Source organism: Campylobacter concisus, from assembly GCF_002165785.1.
In the GTDB taxonomy this organism is placed as follows: Bacteria; Campylobacterota; Campylobacteria; order Campylobacterales; family Campylobacteraceae; genus Campylobacter_A; species Campylobacter_A concisus_W.
On record NZ_NDYO01000012.1, the window covers coordinates 63,486 to 86,842 of the forward strand.

A 23,357-nucleotide genomic window follows, 5' to 3' on the forward strand; every position below is an offset into this window, starting at 1 on the left:
ATAAAGGTAAGTATTTATTTAGAATTTATTGATTTATTTAAAATTGAGCCAAAAATTTATTTAAAATTTGGCTCAAATATCTTAATAGATCCAAGTAACGATATCAGAAATTTCTCTGCGAAGTTTTTTTGGTTGTGGATTTAGGCGGTAGCCAAATGGCACCATGATGGCCACTCTTTGAAAACTCTCATCAAGCCCCAAAAGTTCATTTAAAGCATGTCTATCAAAGCCTTCTATCGGGCAACTATCAATGCCCAAACTCGCGGCTGCATTCATCATATTTGTGGCGATTATCATACATTGTTCATGCGACCACTGAAATGTTAGTTCATCATCATTTTTAAAATTTGCAAGCAAAAAGTCGTGATAAAATTTTTGCCTTACAGCAATGGCTTCAGGATCTTTATTGGTATTTCTAGCGATCATTTTATTAACGTATGTGCTTCCAAATTTTACCTCTTTGATCTTAGCTAAAACGACAACTAAATGTGAGCAAGATGTGATTTGCGCTTGATTCCATGAAAGAGCTTTTATTTTTTCTCTAAGCTCTTTATTTTGAACAACTAAGATATCCCACTGCTCAAGGCCAGTTGAACTAGGGCTTAGTCTACCAGCCTCTAGTATAAAATCAAACTCTCCAGCGTCGATTTTTTTGCTTTCGTCAAAAACCTTGCAAGCATGACGAAATTTTAAAATTTCAAGATAATTCATCATCTCTCCTTTGTAGTTTTTGAAATTATAGAATGGCTAAGTAAATTAAAAGATTTCACTAACGCAATGGATAGCATGCTATTTTTAAAAATTTATCTTAAAAATATACCAAACTCGCTCTTTGACACCGCAGAGCCAACGATAGCTGAACTTTCATAGCCTACTTCTTTTAAGCGCTTTACTGCAAGCATCGCGTCCTTTTCAGCAACTGCAAGCAAAAGTCCGCCTGAAGTTTGTGCATCAAATAGCAAAATGTCAGCTTCTTTATCTACAAAATGCTTTGCAAATTCGCGGTTTTTATAGCTTCCTTCTGGAATGATGCCCATATCTGCAAATTCCTTTGCGCTTGCAATGATTGGCACGTTTTTTTCATAAATTTCAAAACTGATCTTTTCATTTAGCATTTCGCTTAAATGCCCCAAAAAGCCAAATCCAGTCACATCAGTGGCGCCGTAAACGTTGATACCATCAAGTGCTTTTAATGCATAAAAATTTAGCTGCGCCATGATAGTTGCAGCCTCTTTTATCTGCTCCATGCTTAGCAAATCAGCCTTTATCGCTGTACTTAAAATACCACTTCCAAGTGGTTTTGTAAGGATAAGAACATTGCCATTTATAGCTGTATTATTAGCCCAAAATTTATCGGGATGGACTCTTCCAGTGACACTAAGTCCATAATACATCTGCTGCGTCTCTATCGTATGTCCGCCAACGATGATACCGCCACACTCTTTTACTTTATCGGCTCCACCTCGCAAAATTTCGCCTAAAATTTCAGATGCAAGATTGCAACTATCAAAGCCTACGATATTTAGTGCATTCATCACCTCACCACCCATAGCAAAAACGTCGCTTAGGCTATTTGCAGCGGCAATCTGTCCATATATAAATGGATCATTTACCACAGGCGTTATAAAATCAAGCGTTTGAACCAATGCAAGTTCACTTGAAATTTTAAAAACACTTGCATCCTCGTTTGAGTTAGTGCTTGAGAGCAGATTTGGATGAGATAAATTTAAACTACTAATCGTTTTGTTTAGACCCGACGGGTCAAGCTTAGCAGCTCAACCAGCGGCTCTAACGAACTGCGTAAGCTTTTTGTCGCGATAGATCATAATTTAATTTGCTCGTGAGTTGAGAGTATGTCGATAATCTCATAGGCATTTGAAATTTCGCCAATCGCAAGATCGCTTACTAGCTTATAAGCCTCCAAGCAGCTTCCACAGCTTAAAATTTTAATACCAGCAGCTTCAAGATCTTTAAGCGGCTTAAAGCTTGGGTGTGAGCGGTTTGTAGTCATCTTTACAGCGTTATTTACGCAGATTATTATTTTTGGTTTTTTCTCAACTTGAAGAAATGCTCCTAGGAATTTTGATAGTAAATTTATTCCTACTTCGCCACTTCCCGCGCGCTCTTCGTTTAGATAGAGCACTTTTTCATTTTTTGGTGTTATATCGCAGACAAACTCATCAAAATTTGTAAGCTCAAGCGCATTTTTGCCTTTTGTAGCTAAAATTTTAGTTTCGTTGCCATTGCTTTCGAGGCTAAAGTTTATATTTTGATTTTTTAAAAATCTTGAAATATTTTCTTTTGGGGCTAGTGCATTTACCAAAATTTCTAAACTTTCGCCTTCACTTAAACTATCAAGTGCATTTTTTGTCATTATGACTGGTTTTGGACACTCTAAATTTCTACAATCAATTGTTGTCATGATTTTTCCTTTTGCAATTAGTATTTCAAACCTTGAAACTAGTTTGGATTATAGCCAAAAAAATATTAATTATTTTAAAAATTTTAATGTATAAATTTGAGATAAAAGAGAGCTTTGACCTCGCTTACTAGCAAGGTCAGAGTAAAGTTAATTATTTTAAATTTGTATAAGACTTTTCATAATCAGATACTGGAATTTTATTCTCTCTAACGAGCTCTTGATACCAGTAGTGATGAAGAACATAAACTTCTTCTTCCTCTTTATATCCAGTGATCATCGACCAAATAGCACCATGAATAGCAATAGCTGCCATATAAATATGAACTAAGAAAAATACTGCACATGCGATGCCAAGACAATTATGGATAATTACGCTGTATCTTAAAAGATCAATTTGTGTAAGACCAAACCAAGAAGCAACCGCTGGCTCTTTAAAGTCCGTAAAATACATAATCGCGCCAGTAATTATCATAACGATACCACCAGGGATAGCGATCCAGTACCATGCTTTTTGACCAGCATTAAATTTACCAGCTGGAACAGGTCTCTTTTTCTTTGATAAATAGCCGCCAACTATCATCATCCATCTTACATCATAAATTGCCGGAAGCATTCTCTTTGTCCAGGTAAATAACATAGGAAGCACAGAAACAGCAAAGATCACAGTTGCTGTATCGTGCAAGTATCTACAGAAACGCACAAATGTTCCACCACCAAGCTCTGCACCCCACATAATGATGATACCAGTTGGCACTAAAATGATCCATGAGATCGCTGCCAAACCATGAGCTATACGTATGATCAATGAAAAAGCAAACACCTTTTTACCATCATGACTAAAATGTTTTGGTCCAATGATTAAAAAGTGTAATGCAAATGCTCCAATAACAGCCAAAATGATGGAAAGTGCTGCTATTGCAAAATAATCATTACCTTGGATAAAAGTAAATATCGGACCCCAACCATGTTCGTAAGGCTTGATATTTTCTATCCTCTGTGCTGCCCAAATGGTGCTGTCAAATTGATTGACGCCAGTTGGTCCCTCAATGGCCATTGCCGCAACAGACAATGTAAAAAGTAGAGTAAGAATTCTCGTCATTTTATTCCTTTATTTGCATAAAACTTAATGATTTGAGCTTTTAGTTAAATATGCTAAAATCACATATTTATGCCGTTTTGATCGCTATTATATCAGAGCTAATCACAAGTAAACCTTAGTAAAAAAAATTACTAATAATTTAATAAAATATATTTAAGTTTTGTTAATTTTTTGCTAGAATATACTTAAAAATTTATTATCTAAATTTTAAAAACAATTTTCAGTTATCTCAATTTTTTAGATAAAAATTCTTTAAAAATTTATATTTTTCCCTTTATTTCTTAAAAATTTAAACTAAAATATCAAAGTATTTTTGAAATTTCTATCCAAAAGGCAGAGTAATGAATCTATTTTGTCTTCTTTTTGATGATTACGAGACACTTGATCTCATGGGTCCTGTAGAGTTTTTAGCAAGAGCACCTGGAATAAATCTAAATTTTGTATCGTTTAATGGTAAGGCAATAAAAAGCAAGCAAGGCTTTGAAATAAAAACAAAAAAGCTGGTCACTTTACCAAAAAATAGTATTTTGCTGGTACCTGGTGGTCAGGGCACAAGAATTTTAGTAAAAGACAACGAGTTTATATCACATCTTAAAGAGTGTGTTTTGGCTTCAAATTTTTGCCTTAGTGTCTGCACTGGATCAGCTTTGCTAGCTCGCACTGGAGTACTCGATGGGCTAAAAGCCACATCAAATAAAAAGTCGTTTGAATGGGTAAAACAGTGCCGTGATGCCGTAAAATGGCAATCACACGCCAGGTGGGTAAAAGATGGTAAATTCTACACCGCCTCAGGTGTAGCCGCTGGCATGGATATGGCTCTTGGCTTCATAAGTGATCATTTCGGTAAAGAATTAGCTCAAAATATCGCAAATGAAACCGAATACAACTGGCAAAAGAGTGCAAAGATAGACAAATTTGCCAAAATTTATGGATACTAATCTGTAAAAATTTTATAGATATAAATACAAATGAGCTTTTAGTATTTAGCAGCCAAAAGCTAACCGCAAGGCCAGCGATTAGTTTCTACGCCTATACTCTTCATAGTCAAGCTCTCTAATCATCTTTATATCGCCATCTTCTTTTAAAAGTAGTAGATCAGGCAGTTTTATGCCGTTAAATGTCGTATTTTTCACGATAGTGTAGTGAATTTGATCTTCAAAGATGACTTGATCGCCGATTTTTAGCTCGCTATCAAATTTATACTCCGCATCGCCTGCTTCAAGCCCCACTATATCGCCAGCCAGGCAGGTATTACCGCCAAATCTATAAGCAAATTTGCCATTTTCACTCTCACCTCTAACGGCTGGACGATACGGCATGAGCACAGTATCAGGCATATGCGCCTCGGCCGAGGTATCAAGGATGGCGATGTCTTTTTCGTTATGCACGATGTCAAGCACGCTACTTATCAAAAAGCCAGTCTGCCAGCCAACGGCCTCGCCAGGCTCCAGATAGACCTCAACGCCATATTTCTCGCGAAAGCGCTTTACTATCTTTATAAGCAGCTCCACGTCGTAATCAGCCCTCGTGATGTGGTGGCCGCCGCCCATATTTATCCACTTCATCTTTGGGATAAACTCACCAAATTTCTCTTCAAATGCTTCCAGTACGATCTGCAAGCTACTTGCACTCTCCTCGCAAAGTGCGTGAAAATGAAGCCCACTAATGCCCTCAATAAGCTCGGGTTTAAAATTTGCCCTCGTGATGCCAAGCCTGCTAAATTTACCGCATGGATTATAGCTGTCAGTTGGGGCTAGCGAGACCTCTGGATTAACTCTTAGGCCGCAGATGATACCATTTTGCAGGGCAATACCCTTAAATTTTTGCCACTGCGCAAAAGAGTTAAATGTAATGTGCTTTGAAATTTTTAAAATTTCATCGAAATCCTCGTCTTTAAAGGCTGGACTATATGTGTGAATCTCGCCTTTTACGTATTCGCTAGCAAATTTAGCCTCATGAAGCCCGCTGCAAGTCGCTCCGTCAAGATATGAGCCCACCATATCCATCACTCCGCTAAATGCAAAACCTTTGAGTGCGACTAAAATTTTGGCTCCGCTTTGCTCTTTTACGTATCTTAAAAGCTCTAGATTTTTACGTACTTTTGCCTCTTCGCAGACGTAGGCTGGGGTTTTTATGCTCTTTAAAATTTCATTCATTTTTGCTCGCTTTTTAAATTTTTAAATAAGTATATCTAAATTTATTTTTAAGTAAAATCAGCAAAAATTTCAAAGGATAAAATGTGGTAGAGATCGAATTTCTTGGGCCTATCGGGGTAGAGAATTTAAAGGTAGAGGCTAAAAATTTAGGCGAGGTAAAAGCGGCTTTAAGCGATAAAGAGGAGCTTAAAAAATGGCTAAATATCTGTGCTGTGGCTGTAAATGACGAGATCGTAAGTGATATAAATTTCGCTCTTAAATCAGGTGATAAAATTTCTATTTTGCCGCCAGTTTGTGGGGGTTAAGATGCAAATTTATAACGGAAGCTTGGATGTCCAAAGCATCACAAACGAGTGGTATGAACGCTTTAAAGATAAAAACTGCGGTGCACTCATCACTTTTATTGGGATCGTAAGAGAGGAAGGTGGCATTTCGGCGCTTAGCTTTGATATCTATGAGCCGATCCTTAAAAAATGGCTAGATGCTTGGCAGGAGCGAGCCAAAAAAGAAAACGCCTACGTACTCTTTGCTCACTCAAAAGGTGATGTGGCCGTGCATACGAGCTCTTATATTGCAGGCGTTGTGAGCCCTCAAAGAAAGGTTGCGCTAAGGCTTATAAACGAGTTTGTCGAGGACTTTAAGGCAAATGCGCCGATCTGGAAATATGACGTGATAAATGGCGAGAGAATTTATGCAAAAGAGCGCAGCCAAGCGATAAATGGTGCTGGAATTTTAGCTTAAAAGGAAAAATGATGATAACAAAAGAGAGTAAAAAAGATGTATTTTGGGCGCTAGCCTTTGGGCTTGGACTTTTTATATTTAGCATCATTGGCTACTTTTATCTAGCTCTTGGCACAGTGTCTCTCTTTGGTGTCATCATTGGCGCTCTCTCAGTGTTCTTTTGTGTTAGAAAAATTTTACAGAATAACTTTTTACGTATTGAAGATGATGGATTTATCATCACAAAAGGCTCAAAAAGTATAAAATTTTACTTTAAAGATATCGACGAAATCGCCATTAAGAGTTTTGGCGATAAGAAAAAAGTCGAAACTTTAAGCGTAAAATTTAAGAAAAACCGTCTTGATAGAGATGCTTGCTTTGGGTTAGTGCAACCACTAGGTGATGATTTGATCATCATTTTTGATAAATACGAACTCTCAAAATTTACCATTTCAAAAGAGCTAAGAGATAGGCTTAATAATTTTAGAGCATAATTAAATCAACCTATGATCTAAAAATTTTTATATAACAATTATCAAAATTTTATACATTTTTCACATTAAATTTACACCATTTAGCTACTCTTGCAAAAATAAAATTAAGCATTTTATCTACAATAAGCTCGTAATTATGGATTAAAAATTTAAAAGATGACTTACATCAACTTTTATAAAGGGTTTTGCTACTACAATTCTGATAAAAGAAATCATAATTATATCTTTAAAAAGGAGTTTACATGAGGCCCATTTTAAGCCTAGCAGTTCTTTCATCACTGCTTTTAGCAAATGAAGCGAATTTAGACACTATAAAACCTATTAAAGAATTTGCTCCGCCACCAATTATCACACCAAATGTTGTACAAAGCGCCTTTGTAGAAAATCAGTTTGACCGCACTCAAAGAAACGAATATCCATTTGTTACAAATTTGCTTGATAACTCAGCTGATATGTTTCATATCTCAGCTGGAATGTATGGCAAAAGCTTTTACAATTCATCGCTTTTTAAATATCGTGGCTCAAATTTTTATACCATTTTAAATGCAAATTTCACCAAAGCAAATAATTATAAAGATGGAAGTGGCAAAAGATGGGACTATGGCTACAATAGGCAAGGCCAAAGCGCTATCTTAGGCTTCGTGCCAAATGATCTTAGTGAGCTTAGACTTACGTTTTTAAGGGACAATATCGACAAAGACAAGCAGCCAGAACATGCGATGGATGCTTTTAAAACGACAAGAAAAGTTGGCAAACTAAATATTCGCTTAGGCGAAGAAGATCTTTCAAATACGCTAAATTTTGAACTTATCCTAAAAAAGGTTGAGCGAAAAGCTGATAATTTTCATCTAAGAGATGACACTCCAAATATAAAAGTGGATTTAAAGAGGAATATATTTGAGGCAAATTTAAAGTATGACGCTGACTTTGCAAGCTTTCACAATCAAATAGGCGCTGGCTTTGAAAAAGATAAACATGACGGCAAAAGATACATGAAGCAAGGCAACAACTGGGTCTTTAACGGATATAGATTTGCTGATGTTAGAAATGATAAATTTATGCTCTTTGATACACTTGCTTATAAATTTAATGAAGCAAATGAAGCCTCACTTGCCTTAAAATACGAAGAGCAAAGAAGTAAGCTTAACGGACTTGATACTAAATTTTTTGCACCAAATCCAGCTATTAGTACGACTCGCGGACTACTTCGTCAAATTTATGGTGAGGATGTAAGCGATAAGATCAAAAAAGACGCTTTTAGTGCAAGCCTAAAATATAAATTTACACCAAACGACAAGGATAGCTACTTTGCAAAACTTGAGAGTTTGTCTCGTTTGCCAAGCAACATGGAGCGTTTTAACGCACTTTATGGCGCAGGCGATAATGGCTGGATAGCAAATCCAAATTTAGAGCCAGAAAGACACAATAGAGCAGTTCTTGGCTTTAAATTTGGCAGTCAGTTTTACAAAGAATACCTAAACTCTCTACAAAACAAAGATGCATTTGGTTTTAGCGGACATTTCATCGCTGATAGCGTAAAAAATTTAATCATTTTTGATAGACGCCACTCAAAAGCTGCCATGCCATTAAATAAAAATGCTGTCATCTCAAGAAACGTTGATGCAACGCTTTATAGTGTAAATTTCAATACAGAATATAGCTTTGCAAGGCACTTTGGCTTAAAAAGCTCACTTTACTACAACTACGGACAAAACAAAACCGATGGAAGGCCGCTTTATCAAATAAGGCCTTTTGAGGCAAATTTTGCATTTGACTACAAAGACTATGCAAGCTTTGGCAGCTACAACCTAGGCACTGCACTAAGACTAGTTTCAAAGCAAACTAGGGGCGATTTTAGCAAGCAAAATGGTCTAGGTATCGACAAAAAAGAGGCCGCAAAAGGATTTGGTTTGCTTGATCTTTATGGCGGTGTAGAGTTTAAAAATAAAGTAGGCATAAGATTTGGCGTAGCAAATTTATTTGATAAAGATTATGCAGAATTTATCAGTGGTGATCACGTAGCAGCACTTGATCCGGTAGTCGTTCATGCCCCTGGCAGAACATTTTTCATTAGCTTTCACAGCAGTTTTTAAAGGAGAAAAAGATGTTAGATAGAAGAAAATTTTTAGGACTTAGCACAGCTTTAGGCGTTAGCGCATTTGCGCCAAATTTATTTGCAAAAGAGAGCTTTACTATGTGGGGCGCACCAGCGATCCCAAGTGTCATCATGGCAGTTGCTGCACTGCAAGGGGAGTTAAATAAAACTTATGATGTAAGCCTCAATATCTGGAAAACACCAGATCAGCTTCGTGCAGGTGTAGCTAGTGGGGATATAAAAGTCACGATGTCACCATCAAATGTCGCTGCAAATTTAAGAAACCAAGGGCTTGATTTTGCGATGTTAAATTTGCTGACTCTTGGCGTGATGAACGCTATGGTCAAGGATGAAAAGATCAAAAATTTAGAAGATTTTGTAGGTAAAAAGCTAGTCATGCCATTTCGAGGCGACATGCCTGATCTTGTTTTAAGAGCGCTTTGCAAGAAGCGAGGCATAGACGTTAGCAAAATAGACATCACCTACACAGCAACGCCGCCTGAGGCTCTGCTTTTATTTTTACAAAAAGATTTTGACATTTTAATAGTTCCACAACCTCTTGGCGAAGCGACTATTTTGCGCGGTAAAAAAGCAGGCGTTAGCGTGCATTATTCGGTTGATTTTCCAAAAATTTGGGGCGATAGCTTTGGTACAAAACCAATAATCCCAATGGCTGGCATTATCGTAGAAAGAGGCTTTTACGAGAAAAACTTAAATCTATTTGATACGCTTCATAGCGATCTTAAAAATGCACTTTCATGGATACTTGAGAACAAACAAAGTGCAGCAAAGATAGGCTCAAGCTACTTGCCAGCTCCAGAAGTAGCACTTGCAAATGCTTTTGATAAGGCAAATCTAACAGTGACAAAAGCAAATGAACTACAAAATGAAATCATGGCATTTTTTGAAGAGATCTATCAGTTTAATCCAAAATTTCTAGGTGGCAAGATGCCAGATAAAGGTCTATTTTTATGATACTAATTGATGGTATTAAAAAAGATCGCTCAAGCTTTTTAAAAATAATTGACTATTTTTGGGGAGGATTTAGCGGATTTGCCGTAGTTTTTTTGATCTTAGCCATTTGGCAAGTGGGAAGCGAGTTTAGCTCCCCACTCCTACTTCCGCCACCAAAAGATGTATTTTTAAAAGCCTGTGAAATTTTAAAAGATTATAAAAACAGCGAGATAAATATAACGCTTTGCAGATCACTGATTGGAGTTTGCTCGGCAACATTTTTTGGTATATTTTTAGGGCTAATAGCAGGTAGTTTTAAAAGTTTTGCAGCCTTTTTAAAGCCTGTTATCACCTTGCTTTTGTCAATGCCACCAATTATTTGGATAGTACTTGCTATTTTTTGGTTTGGATTTGGAAATTTTAGCACCGTTTTTACTATCTTTATAACCGTTTTACCGCTTACTTTTGCAAGCTCAGCAGTTGCTATGAGTAGCGTAGATGAGGAGCTAAAAGAGATGTTTGACGCTTATAATCTAGGAATTTTAAAAAAAATAAGACACCTTTATATCCCGCATCTTACGAGCTACATAATAAGCTCTATTAGCGTAGCTGTCGCAATGGGCGTAAAGATAGTCATAATGGCTGAGCTACTGGGCGCAAATAACGGCATGGGAGCAAAGATAGCAAATGCAAGGGCGATGCTTGAAACAACCGAGGTAATGGCGTATGTTCTTTTAAGCATCACTCTTATCATGCTTTTTGAATACCTTATCATCGAGCCCTTAAAAATAGCTTTGATGCCTTGGAGAAGATGATGCTTGAGCTTAAAAATGTAGAGTATGAAATTTTAAGAGATAAGGTCGTAAGGAATTTTAGTCTAAATGTAAAAGGTGGCGAGGTGGTGACGCTTTTTGGACCATCTGGATGTGGCAAGACAACGATACTTCGGCTTATTAGCGGACTAAATGAGCCTAGAAAAGGAAAAATTTTTAATAACTTTAAAAAGACTACATATTTTTTCCAAGAAAATCGCCTACTAACATGGAAAAATGCTCTTGAAAATGTGCTTTTAGTTATGGATAAACCAGACATTAACGCTGTTTTAGAGCTTTTTAAAAAGGTTGGATTAAGCCAAAAGGATACTTTAAAATACCCAAGTGAGCTAAGCGGCGGTATGAGGCAAAGGGTAGCTTTTGTAAGAGCGGTCGTGACAAAGCCTGATCTACTTTTGATGGATGAGCCTTTTTCTGGGCTTGATTATGATATGAAAGAAATTTTGATTGAGATTACCAGCCAAAGAGTAAGCGAAGGTATGAGCGTAGTTCTCGTTACGCACGATAGAATGGAAGCTATCAAGATGTCAAATAGAATTTATTTCCTATCAAGTAAAGGTGCGGTCATACAAAGAGAACTTGAAATAGACAAAGATTTCAAAGAGCGTGATTTTACGTTTATTAGCAAGATGATAGATGAAAATTTCAAAGGTCAAATTTATTATGATTAATAACTTTTTTACTCATCCTATGAGGATATTTTTCTTAATGAGTGCCGCCTGTGCGGTGCTTGGTGCTAGTGTGTTTTTTACTCCAACTGATTTTGTGAGTTTGCATAAATTTATATTTTTGCAACTTTTCTTAGCGCTTGCTTATGCTGGATTTTTGCTAACTGGACTAACTGATTGGACAAATTTTCAAGCATCTTTAAAAATACACGCCTATATATTATTTTCACTCTTTTTTACAAGCTTTATCTTGGCATTTTTTAGCCTATTTTTAGCACACTGCTTTATCGCTCTTTTTTGGCTTTATTTGGTTTTGCTTTGTCTTTATATGATCTGGCAGGATAAAAACGATGATCAATTTGGCGTTCTTGGCTTTTTATTTGGCATTTTAGGCTTTGAAATTTATTATCTAATAAGTGGCAATGAAAAATTTCTAAATTTACAAGTTTTCATCCACGTAATCGCTATCTTACTCATCTCGTACCGCGTTAGTGTCGTGCTTGGAAAAGAAGCGTTAAAAAGAGAAGAAGGCATGGATGAAGCTGTTTTTGTGCCAAATTTTATCTATAAAAATATCGCTATCTGCTGCGTTTGCGCCTTTTTGCTTTTTAATATATTTTTTGAAGCAAGTATGGGTGTCTATTATGCCGCGATAGCTTGTGGAAGTGCGGTACTTGCAAAGCTTAAAGAATGGCACTATAAAGAGCTTTTTAAGCATAGCTTTGTACTTTTATACTATTTTATGCAACTATTTTTAGCGCTTGGATTTTTGGGAATCGGCTTTAGCGGTATTTTTGGACTCCATCTTGAAACAAATTTTATGCATCTAATAGCGATAAATGCGGTAATTTTTAGCGTGATGCTTATATTTAATGTCGCAGGACTTCGTCATAGTGGACAAGAACTTGAGTTTTTACGCCTTAGTAAGATTGCTTTTATTTTAGTTCTTTTAGCTGGCATTAGCAGAGGAATTTTGGCTTATTTTTGGAGTGGCTTTTACATTCATTTACCAGCAACACTCATAGCAATCGCTTTTGTTTTTTGGCTCATAAATTTTTATGTGATCTTTAGGGATAACGATTTTAGCGATGATCCAGAGTAAAAAGATATTAAAAATTTATTCACTAATTAAAAAGAGTTTTTAAGTCTTTTTTGAAGTAAGTGGATATATAATTTGCGATATTTATTATCAATATTATAAAAAGGATACTTTATGAACAAACTTACTTCTGTTGCTTTAGCAGCTTCATTTTTTGCAGTTTCAGCTCTTGCATTTAGTGTAGAAGGTGAACCAAAGGTAACATTTACTGGTTACAAGCTAGCAAATAAAACAGCCGTACCAGGTACTTTTAAGACGATAAATTTTAAAAGTCAAGAAAATGCAAATTTTGCTGATTTTTTAAAGAGCTTTGAATTTAAGCTAGAGCCAAAAGATATCGATACAAAGCTGCCTGACCGCGATAAAAGGATTGGCATTATTTTCGATGGCAAGGCAGTAGATGGTAAGATCGTAGCAGTAAATGGCGATGATAAAGCCGGAGAAATGGATGTTGAGCTTAGCATAAATGGCAATTCAAAAATTTTTAAAACAAAATATGAAGTGCAAAATGGCAAGCTAATGGCAAAATTTTCGGTTGATCTTGTAAATGATTTGAAGCTAAATGAGAGCTTTGATAAATTTGCCGCTGCTGCCAAACCATTTCACGGTGGAAAGAGCTATCCAGATGTAGATGTTGGCTTTGAGGCAACTATAAAATAACTTTCAAATTCGGCGCCAGTAAGTTAGCTTGCGCCGAAGTTACCTCTTTATCCTCATTTCTTATTCTGTGATACCAAAAAATCGAAGATGACGGATTTTTCATACAAAAACGCGGCAAGAATGCGAAATTTTATTTTAAAGATATCAACGAAATTGGCATCCCCGAGATAGACGCCAAGCGCAAAATTAGTGTTTCAAACATAAAATTTAAAAAAAGACGAGCTGGCATATGGCCTCATGCAGCCTAGCGGCGATGATGATGCCGTGATATACGACAAATACGAACTCCCAAAGCACGAGATTTTTAAAATTTTAAAGCAGAAATTTGAGGCGCTAAACGCCAAAAAGCACCCGAGTTAAACCGCCTAGCGCATTTTATAACCCGCAGTTTTTCCAGCCGCCGTCCATGTCTTGCTGCTTATCTACTAGCCAGCGTCCATCCTTGCGTATGAGCAAAAAACGCCGTGCAAAACTGTAGCCGTCTTTGGCATAGACGTAAAATTTATTTTTCGTTTCGCTCTCAACGTCCGTTAGCTCGTATCCGCCGTAGGTGCCGCCGTCTGCTTGCGAAAACCATACGAACTCGCGGCGATAACCGCTACGCTTGGCAGGCGTGCAGTATCGAGTAAAGAGCTCATCAAGCCTGCGCCTCGCCTCGTCTTTATTTTCATCGCAAGCCTTGCGGGCGGCAAATTTCTCCCATTCGCTCATAGCCGCAAAAAACTCCAAAAGCGCGCTTTGCGCCGCAGCGGCATCCTGCGGATCCGGCCTACTTTTGCTACTTTGGAATTCTCTTTGCGCCTGCTCAAATTTAGTGATCTGCTCCTTGCTGAAGCGTTCGCCGCCGATATGAAATAGGATTTTCGCGTCCGCTACGGCTAACAACCCGGCAAAACTAACGCGCGTATCTACGATGCGTAAAGATTTTAGGCTAGGGATTTGCGCGATCGCCTTTAATCCCTCGTCGGTAATGCCGACTTTTGGATATCGATGTGCTTTAGCTTAGCGTGCCGCGCAAAGTATCTAAAGCCCTCGCCGCTTATTTTTTCGCTATTTTCTAAAGATAAATACGAAAGCTTAGGCAACCGAGCTAAATACTCAAGCGACGCGTCCATGATAGCCGTAGCCGCAAAGCTCATATTTACGAGGCCTTTTACCTCGCAGATGCGGCGCACCATCTCATCGCTTAGCGCGACGTTTTCGTAGCGATAACCCTTGCAGCATCGCGCGCTTACCGCATCTAGGGCTTCTTGCATCGTGATTTGCTTCATATTTTCTCCTAAATTTTGCTTGGATTTTAACATACGTGCTTAAATTTGAGGATAAATTTACGGCAGATAAAAAAGCAAAATTTGACCTAGCCGGCGGCGTTAAATTTGATTTTTGACTTTGGCGACCCAAAATTTGCGAGTTTAATTAAAATTTGAGTCAAACCCGCAAGGCTAAATTTATTTATTAAAATACACAGCAAGTGCGCTTAGCACGACTAAAAAGATAACGAAGTTTTGGAGTTTAAATTTTTCCTTTTGTTGTTATTTGGGTAGGTGCGGAGTTTGTGCGACTGGAGATTGGAAGCTTTAAATTTACTCAAAGTTTCATTGATAAAATTTGCGCGATTGTAGCTAAATTTAAACGCTTTTCGGAGCGGAAGTTTAAATTAAATTTGATGTAAAATTTGAATGCAAGCGGGGTAAAATTTAAACTAGAAATTTCAATGCGGCAGAGCAAGGCGCGGTATTTTTTACTTAGGCAAGGTGAAATTTCTACTTCGCTTCGCTTGTAGCTGCAAGCAGAAGATTTTTAAGCATAATCTAGACATTAAATTTGAATGCAATTAAAGATAAGGTGTGGCATTTTTTCGCTAGACGCGGCAAATTTTACCTTGCGAATGAGGCGGGCTGTATGTCCCGTCGCAGTGAAGCAAGGTAAAATTTAACAAAGTATAGCAGAAAAAGACAAGCCTAAATTTAGACTTCATACCTCTCGCCAGGCTCCATCTCTATCATCTCCCACGGCAAGCCCTGTTTATTTAGCTCGTCCATGAAAGGCTTGGCGTCGAAATTTTCCATATTAAAGACGCCCTTGCCGCTCCAAATGCCCTTCGCGACCATCATCGAGCCGATCATCGCTGGCACGCCTGTGGTGTAGCTAACAGCCTGCGCGCCCGTCTCGGCGTAGCAAGCCTCATGATCGCAGACGTTGTAGATATAAACCTGGCGCTCTTTGCCGTCTTTTAGACCGCGGATTACGCAGCCGATATTGGTTTTGCCCTTCGTGCGAGGGCCTAGCGACGCAGGATCAGGCAAAAGCGTCTTTAAAAACTGGATCGGCACGATCTTTACGCCGTTGTGCTCGACCTCATCGATGCGTAGCATGCCGACGTTTTCTAAGCATTTCATATGCGTGAGGTAGCTCTGTCCAAATGTCATAAAAAAGCGGATTCGCTTTAGTCCTTTGATGTTTTTCACAAGGCTTTCTAGCTCCTCGTGATAGAGCAGGTAGCTGTCTTTGACGCCGACTTTTGGGTAGTCCCATTTAAGCATTATCTGCATCGGCTCGGTCTCTTTCCACTCGCCGCGCTCCCAGTAGCGGCCCTTTGCACTTACTTCGCGCAGGTTGATTTCAGGGTTGAAATTCGTCGCGAACGGATAGCCGTGATCGCCCGCGTTGCAGTCTAGGATGTCGATCTCGTGGATTTCGTCAAAGAGATTTTGCTGTGCGTAGGCGCAAAATACGTTCGTCACGCCCGGATCAAAGCCGCTTCCCAGCAACGCCATCGTATTTGCGGCTTTAAACTCATCGTCCTTCGCCCACTGCAGCTTGTATTCAAATTTGGCGGTGTCTGGGTGCTCGTAGTTTGCGGTGTCGATGTAGGGGATGACGGCGCGAGAGCACGCGTCCATGAGCGTTAGGTCCTGGTACGGCAGCGCGACGTTTAGCAGTAGCTCGGCACCCGTTTTTTTGATTAAATTTACGACCGCATCTGTATCGTCCGCGTCGATCTGGGCGGTGTCGATTTGCACGCCTAGGCGGTCTTTGATAAACTTAGCGATCGCGTCGCACTTGCTTTTGGTGCGGCTAGCAAGGGTGATTTTTGTGAAAACGTCCGCATTCATCGCGCATTTTACGGTCGCGACTTGGCTCACGCCACCTGCTCCGATGATTAAGATATTTGACATTTTTGGCTCCTTAAAATTTTAGTGATTTTAGCAAAGTTAATATAAATTTCTCGCTTTAAAAGGTAAAATAAGGCAAAATTTAAAGGTAAAAACATGAAGAAAATTCTACCATTTTTAGCACCGATTTGCCTCTTTGCAAATAGCTGCGACGAGCTGGTGCAAGAGAGCGTGAGGGAGTTTTATAAAAGCGATAGAAATTTAGCTCGCGCCATAAATTTAGCCGAGCAGGCGACTGATGTCTGCTTAAAAGAGGGCAACACCGAGCAGGCGATCACTTCGCTCATAAATGGCGCTAGCATGTGCATGGTAAATAAAGAGCCACAAAAGACGCTAGAGCTCTCGCAAAAAGCCCTAGAGCTCGCGGCAAACGTTAGTGACAAACTACTGCTAGCTCGCTCTTATCACAGCCTAGGTGCGGCACAAAAGGCGCTAGGCAGATACGACGAAGCACTTGCTAATTTTCAAGAAGCTCTAAAAATTTATGACAACGCGCCAAATGCCCCAATGAACGACGAACTCATCTGTATAAAAGGCATCGCTAGCGCCTACTACCTAAAAAACGACTTTGACAAAGCCCACGAAAACCACCTTTTAGCGCTAAATTTACTTGATATCACGCCGAAGTTAAGTGGCAACGAGCTTATGCGATCAGAGCTTTTAGTAGAGCTTGCTAACGACCTAGCAAAGCTTAATCAAAAGGACGAAGCTACCCAAAACTACAAAAAAGTGCTTGAAATTTTAAATGGAAAAGAGCAAAATCCTCGCGCACGGGATCTTTTAGAGCGAGCCAACAAAGGACTAAAAGAGCTTAACTAAAGTTTTTCTTTAGACTTTTTAGCACGAAATTTGCAAGCTCAAGTCCCTTTGAACGGTGAGAAATTTTAAGCTTCGTCTCATTATCTAGCTCGCCAAGCGTTTTGGTAAAGCCATCTGGGATAAAGAGCGCGTCGTAGCCAAAGCCATTTGTACCACACTCCTCATCTATCGCTTTGCCATACATAAAGCCATGAGTTGTGTAGTCGCCAAATTTTGAGCTAATAGCGATACAGGCGGTGTAGTGAGCCGATGAGCTCTCCAAATTTAGCGCCTTTAGCTTGCTAATTAACTTTACTCTGTTGTTTGCGTCATTTGCGTTTTTACCACACACCTTGCCATTTTTATCAAGGTCAAAATAGCGAGCTGAGTAGATCCCCGGCTCACCGCCAAGTGCATCCACGCTAATGCCACTATCATCGCTAAGAGCGATAAACTCATTATCAAGCCCCTGCTCTTTAAGCTTTGCAAAGACAGCTCTTGACTTTATGAGCGCATTTTGCTGAAAAGTGCTGCCATCTTCAACGATCTCAAATGACTTGATAATCTCGCTTAAGGCGTAAATTTCATAGCCTTTTAAAAATTCTTTTATCTCTTTTACTTTGTCTAAATTTGACGTTGCAAGCACGATCTTCATTGCAAGAGCTCCTTTATTTTGGGCGTATTTTACAAAAAAGTAGATTAAATTTTTAAATTTAAATTAGTGTTAAAATGATAAACTTAGTCCTTTTAAAAATAAGGAAAAATTTTATGTTAAAAAGCGTTTTACCACTATCTTTTATCATAGCAAGCAGATTTTTAGGTCTTTTTATAGTTTTGCCAGTGCTTAGCCTTTATGCCTTAAATTTACGCGGAGCAAACGAGTTTTTAGTAGGGCTAATAGTAGGCGTCTATGCGATCTCACAGATGATATTTCAAGTACCTTTTGGAGCGCTCTCGGATAGGATAGGACGCAAAAAAACATTAACGATCGGACTTTTGGTTTTTATCATCGGCTCAATAATTTGTGCACTTACAAGCGATATTTTTACCATGCTATTTGGTAGATTTTTACAAGGCGTAGGTGCTATCGGAGCAGTTGCAACTGCGATGATAAGTGACTATATAACAGAAGAAAAACGCTCAAAAGCTATGGCGATAATGGGTGCTTTTATAGGGCTTAGTTTCACACTTTCTATGGTACTTGGACCGCTACTTGCCAAGGACTACGGGCTTTCAAGCCTCTTTTACCTAAGTGCCGCTCTTAGCTTACTTTGCATTGTACTTCTTTACACCGTTGTGCCAAAAGAGATAAAAGTGAGTGCCAAAAGTGAAAAAGTGCCATTTGGTAAGCTGTTTTTACAAAAAGACTACATGATCATAAATTTCACCTCTTTTATGCAAAAGATGCTAGCAAGTATCGCATTTTTGGTGATCCCTATCGTTTTGGTAAAAGAGTATGGTTACGAAAGTAGCGAGCTTTACAAGGTCTATACACTTGGCGCCGTGCTTGGCTTTTTGGCTATGGGGCTAGCTGGCGCCCTTGGCGATGGCAAGGGACTTAGCAAGGTCATCTTGATAGCTGGTACGCTACTTTTTGCCCTAACCTACACTATTTTTGCCATTAGCTTTACACTTTTTATCTTCGTTTTGGGAGTTGCTATATTTTTTATAGGATTTAACCTTCACGAGCCCATCATGCAATCAACCGCGACAAAATTTGTAAAATCCTCACAAAAAGGCTCAGCCCTTGGTGTATTTAATTCATTTGGTTATCTGGGAAGCTTTATTGGAGGTGCGTTTGGTGGATACATCTTGCATGCCTTTGGCTTTAAAGTACTCGCCATCATCTGCGTAGTACTTTGCGTGATATGGCTTGTTTTGCTCTTTAGCTTAAGCGATCCAAGAATTTTTAAGAACATCTATCTAAGTCCTGAAGTTAGCTTAAATTTAGAGCTGCTAAACAGACAAAAAGGTGTAGTCGATTATTACAAAAACGAGAAAAATCAAGTAATCAAATTTGACTCTCGCCTAACAAGCGAGGCGGTTTTAAAAGAGAGCTTGAAGTTTTGATCTACGACGTCATCATCGTTGGTGCTGGCGCTAGTGGGCTCTTTTTAGGGACAAATTTAAAGGGTAAAAAGATTGCTATCTTAGAAAAAAATAGTAGTGCTGGCAAAAAAATCCTAGCAAGCGGTGGGGGCAGATGCAACATCACAAATCACTTCATAAGCGCTAAAAACTATCTTGGCGAGCAAAAATTTATAGAACAAATTTTAAAAGTACTGACTCCAGATCAAGTTTTAAAATTTTTTAGCGAGCTTAAATTTAGCGAGCAAAAGCAAAATCAATTTTTCTGCGATAGCGGCGCAAAGAGTGTCTTAAGCGTACTTTTAAAAAGGCAAAATGCAGATATTTTTTACAATAAAGAGGTTCTTGGCGCTAAAAAAGTAGATGAAATTTTTGAAATTTTGACAAAAGATGAGAAATTTAGAGCTAGAAATTTAGTCATCGCAAGTGGCGGACTAAGCTACAAAGCCCTTGGCGCAAGTGACATTGGCTATAAAATAGCAAATGATTTTGGCATTGAAACATCAGCTCTTGCACCTGTACTTGTTGGATTTAGCGTGCAAAAAGATGAGTTCTGGTTTAAAGAGCTTAGCGGCGTTAGCCTAAACGCCGAAGTGGAGATAAATAGCAAAAATGAAAGCCATAAATTTAGTGGTAATCTACTTTTTACACATAGGGGCATAAGCGGTCCAGCGATACTAAACGCCTCTCTATTTTGGCAAAAGGGGCGAATTTGCGTAAATTTTTTGCCCAAATTTAGTGAGAAAAATTTAGTAAATAGCAAAAAGCAACTTAGTTCTGTTTTGCCACTACCAAAGAGATTTGTGCTGGAGTTTTTAAAAAATTTTGGCCTAAAAGATAGAGCTTTTTATGAATTTAGCGATAAAGAGAGACAAATCATAAAAAGGCTTTTTGCTTATGAATTTGCCCCAGCTGGGACATTTGGCTTTGAAAGAGCGGAAGTTACAAAAGGTGGCGTAAAGAGTGAATTTTTAGATGAAAATTTACAAGCTTATAACGTTAAGGGACTTTATTTTGTTGGTGAAGTCTTGGACATCACTGGCATGCTTGGCGGATATAACTTACATTTTGCATTTGCAAGCGCTCTAAAGGTGGCTAGGGTCTTAAATCTATGATCTCCTAGAAGTTAGCTAATAGACAAATTTTCATATTTTAAATAAGATAGATTTACTATGAAAGTAGGCTTTTAAAGCAAATTTATTTATAGTAATTTAAATATTTAAAATATTTTAAAAAGATTTTGGAGTAAATCTTACAGCTAAGCAAGCTAAACGTTATGTTGAATTTAATTTAAAATATAAGCAGTTTAGGAATATTAGATTATTAAACCTCTTTTATAAAGCTAACGGCTTCAAATGGGTTTGAGAAAATATGTTTACTAAATTTCTCCAAATCACTCTTTTGACCATATCCACAAGTTAGACCTACGCCTGTAACAAAAGCAGCTTGTGCAGCCATTAGATCCATAATGGTGTCACCTACCATAAATGCATTATTTTTATCTTTATTAAGTCTACCTAAAGCCAAATTTATTGGCTCTGGATTTGGTTTTGGATCAGTAACATCGTCTCTTCCAATAACAGTTTTTATGTATTTCATAACCCCTAAATGCTCAAGCAAGATAATAGAAAATGTTGAAGTTTTCGTAGTAACTATACCAACATCAGCAAAGCTACTTGCCTCCTTCAATGCTTCACTTGCATAATCTAAGAGTACCGTCTCATCAAGATAAATTTTTTCATAGCAAGCTTTATACTCTTTTATATAGCTATCAATTAAATTTTTGCTTGCACCAAGTCTTTCAAACATTATTTCAAGCGGATGACCAACCAAAGACTTTAATGTATTATGGTCTGGCTCTTTTTTACCATGGGATAAGAAAGCTCTATCAAATCCTTTTAAAATAGCAGAAGTTGAATCAATAAGCGTGCCGTCCAAATCAAAAAGTATGGTTTTTTTCATCATTTTCTCCGTAGAAATAAAAAAGGGCCTAGCCGAAGCTAAGCCCCAAAAAGAAGTAACTTTAAATAATAAGATTATTTATTGAAAGTAGCTTCAACGCGTCTATTTTGCGCGCGGCCTTCTTTAGTTTTGTTTGTAGCAATTGGTTTAAGCTCACCGTAGCCAACTGTTGAAATTTTATCCTCACTTACGCCATAGCCAGCAAGAACATCAGCTACAGCTTTTGCTCTTTTTTCAGATAGTTTTTGGTTATAAGCTTCTGCACCTACGCTATCAGTGTGACCAGCAAGTACAACTTTATAATCTGGGTGTTCGCCCATGAAGTCAGCTACTTTTTTGATCTCAGCTGCATATTTTGGTCCAACTTTATAGCTATCAAATGCAAAGTTAACATCTAAATCTCTAAGAACGATAACTTTTTCGCATCCTCTTTCATCAACAACCACGCCAGCTGGAGTGTTAGGGCATTGATCTATATCATTTGGCACGCCATCATTATCATCATCAAGAACTGGAGTTGTTGCTGGAGCTGCTGCTACAACTGGAGCTGCTGCCACAACTGGAGCTGCTTTTGAGTCAAGACCGATACCAAAGCCTAGTGAATAGAATAGGTTATGATCAGCATGTTCAAATTTGATAGCGTCTCTTGCTTCTGCTTTAAGAGCAAATCTATCAGTTACTTGATATCTTAAGCCAAAACCATATTGGCCAAAACCGCCATCTTCATTTTTAACAAAAATAGCTGGAACATCTTCATAACCAGCACCAACTAAGCCATATAGACTAACTGATCCAAAATCAACTATATCTTTTACAAGATTTGCATGATATCTAAGAACTCTTCCTTCTCTTGTTAAGCTACCTGTTTTTTCTTTTGCTTTTTGAGTGTAATCAACACCAAGTTCAACTTGATCAAAGAAGAAATCTTCAAGATTTCTAGCCGCTCTAATACCAACAAAGTTATGGTCTTTTACACGTAGATTTCCTTCTGGATGAACACCACCGATAGTTGGAGTAACTTCATAATTATATGCTGCGTTAGACGCAAAAACCGCTGTTGCGGCAACCATAGCTAAAGCAATCTTTTTCATATTTAGAATTCCTTTCTTAGGATTTATTTTAAAGTGGTTACATTTTAACTGAATAAAATTTAACCGACTCTAAATCATAATTTAATTAACAATGTAAATTTGAAATTTACACAACTTAAATTTTTGCAAATGCAAAAGCACTTGCAAAAATTCATTAACGTTTAGAGAATTGTGGGCTTCTTCTAGCCTTTCTTCTACCAAATTTCTTACGCTCAACAACACGAGAATCTCTAGTTAGCAAGCCTTTTGGTTTAAGCGCTGCTCTAAAATCAGCATCCATGTCAGCTAAAGCACGTGAAATGCCGTGTCTTAAAGCCTCAGCTTGTGCTGAATAACCACCACCTAAGGTTGTAGCTACTACATCTATTAAACTCTCTTGTTTAGTAACTAGAAGTGGCTGAATTACTTTAAGCTTTATAGCTTCATGTCCACCAAGCCAAGTATTAAGATCCATACCATTTACTACGATTTTACCGCTTCCGGCTTTTATCCAAACCTTTGCTACGGCAGTTTTTCTTTTACCAGTTGCATAAACTTTTGCCATAATTATTTTCCTTCTTTTTTAGCTATTTGTGCCGTATGAGGATGCTCACTGCCAGCATAAACTTTTAGTTTTTTTATCATCTCTCTTCCAAGTTTAGTTTTTGGAAGCATTCCACGAACAGCTAATTTAAATAGTTTTTCTGGCTTATTTGCTATCAAATCACCGAATTTCTCGCTCTTTACGCTACCAAAATATCCTGAGTGTCTGTGATAAAGTTTATCTTCAGCTTTGTTATTACCAGTAAATTCTACTTTTGAAGCATTTATGATGATAACATAGTCGCCACAATCTACGTTTGGCGTGAAGCATGGTTTGTTTTTGCCACGAAGTATAGTTGCTACCTCAGTTAGCAATCTACCAAAACGTTTACCAGCTGCATCAACAACGATCCAGTCTCGCTTAACTTCGTTTGGCTTTGTTATTTTTGTCATTTTCTTACCTTTGCCAAGTTAATTTTTGAGTTGTGATTGTATTTAAACAATGCTTTTATAAAGCTTA

General features: G+C 38.0%; 27 protein-coding genes. 14 read left to right on the plus strand and 13 right to left on the minus strand.

What is annotated here, in order from left to right; all coding sequences use genetic code 11:
- Window positions 1–81: 81 nt before the first annotated feature.
- The 4 genes from B9N62_RS08910 to B9N62_RS08925 all read right to left on the minus strand — a co-directional run bounded on the left by B9N62_RS08910 (window position 82) and on the right by B9N62_RS08925 (window position 3,521).
- The gene (locus B9N62_RS08910; RefSeq protein WP_087585193.1) at window positions 82–711 is read right to left on the minus strand and encodes an NAD(P)H-dependent oxidoreductase; all 630 of its coding nucleotides are present in this window, start codon (window positions 709–711) and stop codon (window positions 82–84) included.
- 92 nt (window positions 712–803) lie between these two features.
- Window positions 804–1,826 carry a selenide, water dikinase SelD gene (gene selD / locus B9N62_RS08915; protein ID WP_087585194.1) on the minus strand — a complete coding sequence of 341 codons (1,023 nt, stop codon included), beginning with the start codon at window positions 1,824–1,826 and terminating at the stop codon, window positions 804–806.
- Window positions 1,823–2,422, minus strand: a complete 600-nt coding sequence (gene yedF / locus B9N62_RS08920) for a sulfurtransferase-like selenium metabolism protein YedF (protein WP_087585195.1) — start codon at window positions 2,420–2,422, stop codon at window positions 1,823–1,825. Before yedF ends, selD begins: the two co-directional genes overlap by 4 nt.
- A gap of 151 nt (window positions 2,423–2,573) precedes the next feature.
- Entirely contained in the window at window positions 2,574–3,521 is a 948-nt protein-coding gene (locus B9N62_RS08925; RefSeq protein WP_087585196.1) for a formate dehydrogenase subunit gamma, read from the minus strand.
- 341 nt (window positions 3,522–3,862) lie between these two features.
- Between B9N62_RS08925 and B9N62_RS08930 the strand changes: the two genes are divergently transcribed.
- On the plus strand, window positions 3,863–4,459 hold the full coding sequence (locus tag B9N62_RS08930; protein ID WP_087585197.1) for a DJ-1/PfpI family protein: 597 nt from the start codon (window positions 3,863–3,865) through the stop codon (window positions 4,457–4,459).
- 78 nt (window positions 4,460–4,537) lie between these two features.
- On the opposite strand, the gene nspC is transcribed toward B9N62_RS08930, so the two are convergent.
- A complete protein-coding gene (gene nspC / locus B9N62_RS08935; RefSeq protein WP_087585198.1) occupies window positions 4,538–5,677 on the minus strand; it encodes a carboxynorspermidine decarboxylase in 1,140 nt (379 codons plus the stop codon).
- A gap of 83 nt (window positions 5,678–5,760) precedes the next feature.
- On the opposite strand from nspC, the gene B9N62_RS08940 reads away from it, so the two are divergent.
- The 10 genes from B9N62_RS08940 (at window position 5,761) to B9N62_RS10850 (ending at window position 13,560) form a co-directional block, all read left to right on the plus strand.
- Window positions 5,761–5,982 carry a MoaD/ThiS family protein gene (locus tag B9N62_RS08940; RefSeq protein ID WP_087585199.1) on the plus strand — a complete coding sequence of 74 codons (222 nt, stop codon included), beginning with the start codon at window positions 5,761–5,763 and terminating at the stop codon, window positions 5,980–5,982.
- A gap of 1 nt (window position 5,983) precedes the next feature.
- Window positions 5,984–6,418, plus strand: coding sequence for a molybdopterin synthase catalytic subunit (locus B9N62_RS08945; protein ID WP_087585200.1), 435 nt, complete (start codon window positions 5,984–5,986; stop codon window positions 6,416–6,418).
- A gap of 11 nt (window positions 6,419–6,429) precedes the next feature.
- A complete protein-coding gene (locus B9N62_RS08950; protein ID WP_087585201.1) occupies window positions 6,430–6,891 on the plus strand; it encodes a molybdate transport repressor in 462 nt (153 codons plus the stop codon).
- A gap of 242 nt (window positions 6,892–7,133) precedes the next feature.
- Window positions 7,134–8,984, plus strand: a complete 1,851-nt coding sequence (locus B9N62_RS08955) for a TonB-dependent receptor domain-containing protein (RefSeq protein ID WP_087585202.1) — start codon at window positions 7,134–7,136, stop codon at window positions 8,982–8,984.
- Between the two features lie 11 nt (window positions 8,985–8,995).
- Complete coding sequence (locus tag B9N62_RS08960; protein ID WP_087585203.1) at window positions 8,996–9,961, plus strand: ABC transporter substrate-binding protein; 966 nt, start codon at window positions 8,996–8,998, stop codon at window positions 9,959–9,961.
- Window positions 9,958–10,755 (plus strand): ABC transporter permease, encoded by a 798-nt coding sequence (locus B9N62_RS08965; RefSeq protein WP_054196111.1) that lies wholly within the window; start codon window positions 9,958–9,960, stop codon window positions 10,753–10,755. Before B9N62_RS08960 ends, B9N62_RS08965 begins: the two co-directional genes overlap by 4 nt.
- Window positions 10,755–11,444 carry an ABC transporter ATP-binding protein gene (locus B9N62_RS08970; protein ID WP_087585269.1) on the plus strand — a complete coding sequence of 230 codons (690 nt, stop codon included), beginning with the start codon at window positions 10,755–10,757 and terminating at the stop codon, window positions 11,442–11,444. Before B9N62_RS08965 ends, B9N62_RS08970 begins: the two co-directional genes overlap by 1 nt.
- Window positions 11,437–12,543 (plus strand): NnrS family protein, encoded by a 1,107-nt coding sequence (locus B9N62_RS08975; protein ID WP_087585270.1) that lies wholly within the window; start codon window positions 11,437–11,439, stop codon window positions 12,541–12,543. The genes B9N62_RS08970 and B9N62_RS08975 overlap by 8 nt, the downstream gene beginning before the upstream one ends.
- 111 nt (window positions 12,544–12,654) lie before the next feature.
- Entirely contained in the window at window positions 12,655–13,200 is a 546-nt protein-coding gene (locus B9N62_RS08980) for a hypothetical protein (RefSeq protein WP_087585204.1), read from the plus strand.
- Window positions 13,201–13,437: 237 nt separating this feature from the next.
- Window positions 13,438–13,560, plus strand: coding sequence for a hypothetical protein (locus B9N62_RS10850; protein ID WP_257640233.1), 123 nt, complete (start codon window positions 13,438–13,440; stop codon window positions 13,558–13,560).
- 15 nt (window positions 13,561–13,575) lie between these two features.
- Here the strand turns inward: B9N62_RS10850 and B9N62_RS08990 are convergent, their stop codons facing one another.
- The 3 genes from B9N62_RS08990 to B9N62_RS09000 all read right to left on the minus strand — a co-directional run bounded on the left by B9N62_RS08990 (window position 13,576) and on the right by B9N62_RS09000 (window position 16,379).
- Window positions 13,576–14,085 carry an NTF2 fold immunity protein gene (locus tag B9N62_RS08990; RefSeq protein ID WP_087585205.1) on the minus strand — a complete coding sequence of 170 codons (510 nt, stop codon included), beginning with the start codon at window positions 14,083–14,085 and terminating at the stop codon, window positions 13,576–13,578.
- A gap of 68 nt (window positions 14,086–14,153) precedes the next feature.
- The gene (locus B9N62_RS08995; protein WP_087585206.1) at window positions 14,154–14,471 is read right to left on the minus strand and encodes a hypothetical protein; all 318 of its coding nucleotides are present in this window, start codon (window positions 14,469–14,471) and stop codon (window positions 14,154–14,156) included.
- A 696-nt stretch (window positions 14,472–15,167) separates the two neighbouring features.
- On the minus strand, window positions 15,168–16,379 hold the full coding sequence (locus tag B9N62_RS09000; RefSeq protein WP_087585207.1) for a saccharopine dehydrogenase family protein: 1,212 nt from the start codon (window positions 16,377–16,379) through the stop codon (window positions 15,168–15,170).
- 93 nt (window positions 16,380–16,472) lie between these two features.
- Here B9N62_RS09000 and B9N62_RS09005 point away from each other — a divergent pair, with 93 nt between their 5' ends.
- Complete coding sequence (locus B9N62_RS09005) at window positions 16,473–17,195, plus strand: tetratricopeptide repeat protein (RefSeq protein ID WP_087585208.1); 723 nt, start codon at window positions 16,473–16,475, stop codon at window positions 17,193–17,195.
- Here B9N62_RS09005 and B9N62_RS09010 read toward each other — a convergent pair.
- A complete protein-coding gene (locus tag B9N62_RS09010; RefSeq protein WP_087585209.1) occupies window positions 17,188–17,829 on the minus strand; it encodes a non-canonical purine NTP pyrophosphatase in 642 nt (213 codons plus the stop codon). The two genes, B9N62_RS09005 and B9N62_RS09010, sit on opposite strands and share 8 nt — an antisense overlap.
- A 113-nt stretch (window positions 17,830–17,942) precedes the next feature.
- Between B9N62_RS09010 and B9N62_RS09015 the strand changes: the two genes are divergently transcribed.
- On the plus strand, window positions 17,943–19,244 hold the full coding sequence (locus B9N62_RS09015) for an MFS transporter (RefSeq protein ID WP_087585210.1): 1,302 nt from the start codon (window positions 17,943–17,945) through the stop codon (window positions 19,242–19,244).
- The gene (locus tag B9N62_RS09020; RefSeq protein WP_087585211.1) at window positions 19,241–20,377 is read left to right on the plus strand and encodes an NAD(P)/FAD-dependent oxidoreductase; all 1,137 of its coding nucleotides are present in this window, start codon (window positions 19,241–19,243) and stop codon (window positions 20,375–20,377) included. Before B9N62_RS09015 ends, B9N62_RS09020 begins: the two co-directional genes overlap by 4 nt.
- 208 nt (window positions 20,378–20,585) lie before the next feature.
- Here the strand turns inward: B9N62_RS09020 and B9N62_RS09025 are convergent, their stop codons facing one another.
- The 4 genes from B9N62_RS09025 to rplM all read right to left on the minus strand — a co-directional run bounded on the left by B9N62_RS09025 (window position 20,586) and on the right by rplM (window position 23,290).
- Entirely contained in the window at window positions 20,586–21,224 is a 639-nt protein-coding gene (locus tag B9N62_RS09025; protein ID WP_087585212.1) for an HAD family hydrolase, read from the minus strand.
- A 74-nt stretch (window positions 21,225–21,298) separates the two neighbouring features.
- Window positions 21,299–22,315, minus strand: a complete 1,017-nt coding sequence (locus B9N62_RS09030) for an OmpA family protein (RefSeq protein ID WP_087585213.1) — start codon at window positions 22,313–22,315, stop codon at window positions 21,299–21,301.
- 154 nt (window positions 22,316–22,469) lie between these two features.
- Window positions 22,470–22,859, minus strand: a complete 390-nt coding sequence (rpsI, locus tag B9N62_RS09035) for a 30S ribosomal protein S9 (RefSeq protein ID WP_021084780.1) — start codon at window positions 22,857–22,859, stop codon at window positions 22,470–22,472.
- Between the two features lie 2 nt (window positions 22,860–22,861).
- Window positions 22,862–23,290, minus strand: a complete 429-nt coding sequence (gene rplM, locus B9N62_RS09040) for a 50S ribosomal protein L13 (RefSeq protein ID WP_002939292.1) — start codon at window positions 23,288–23,290, stop codon at window positions 22,862–22,864.
- Window positions 23,291–23,357 lie beyond the last annotated feature (67 nt).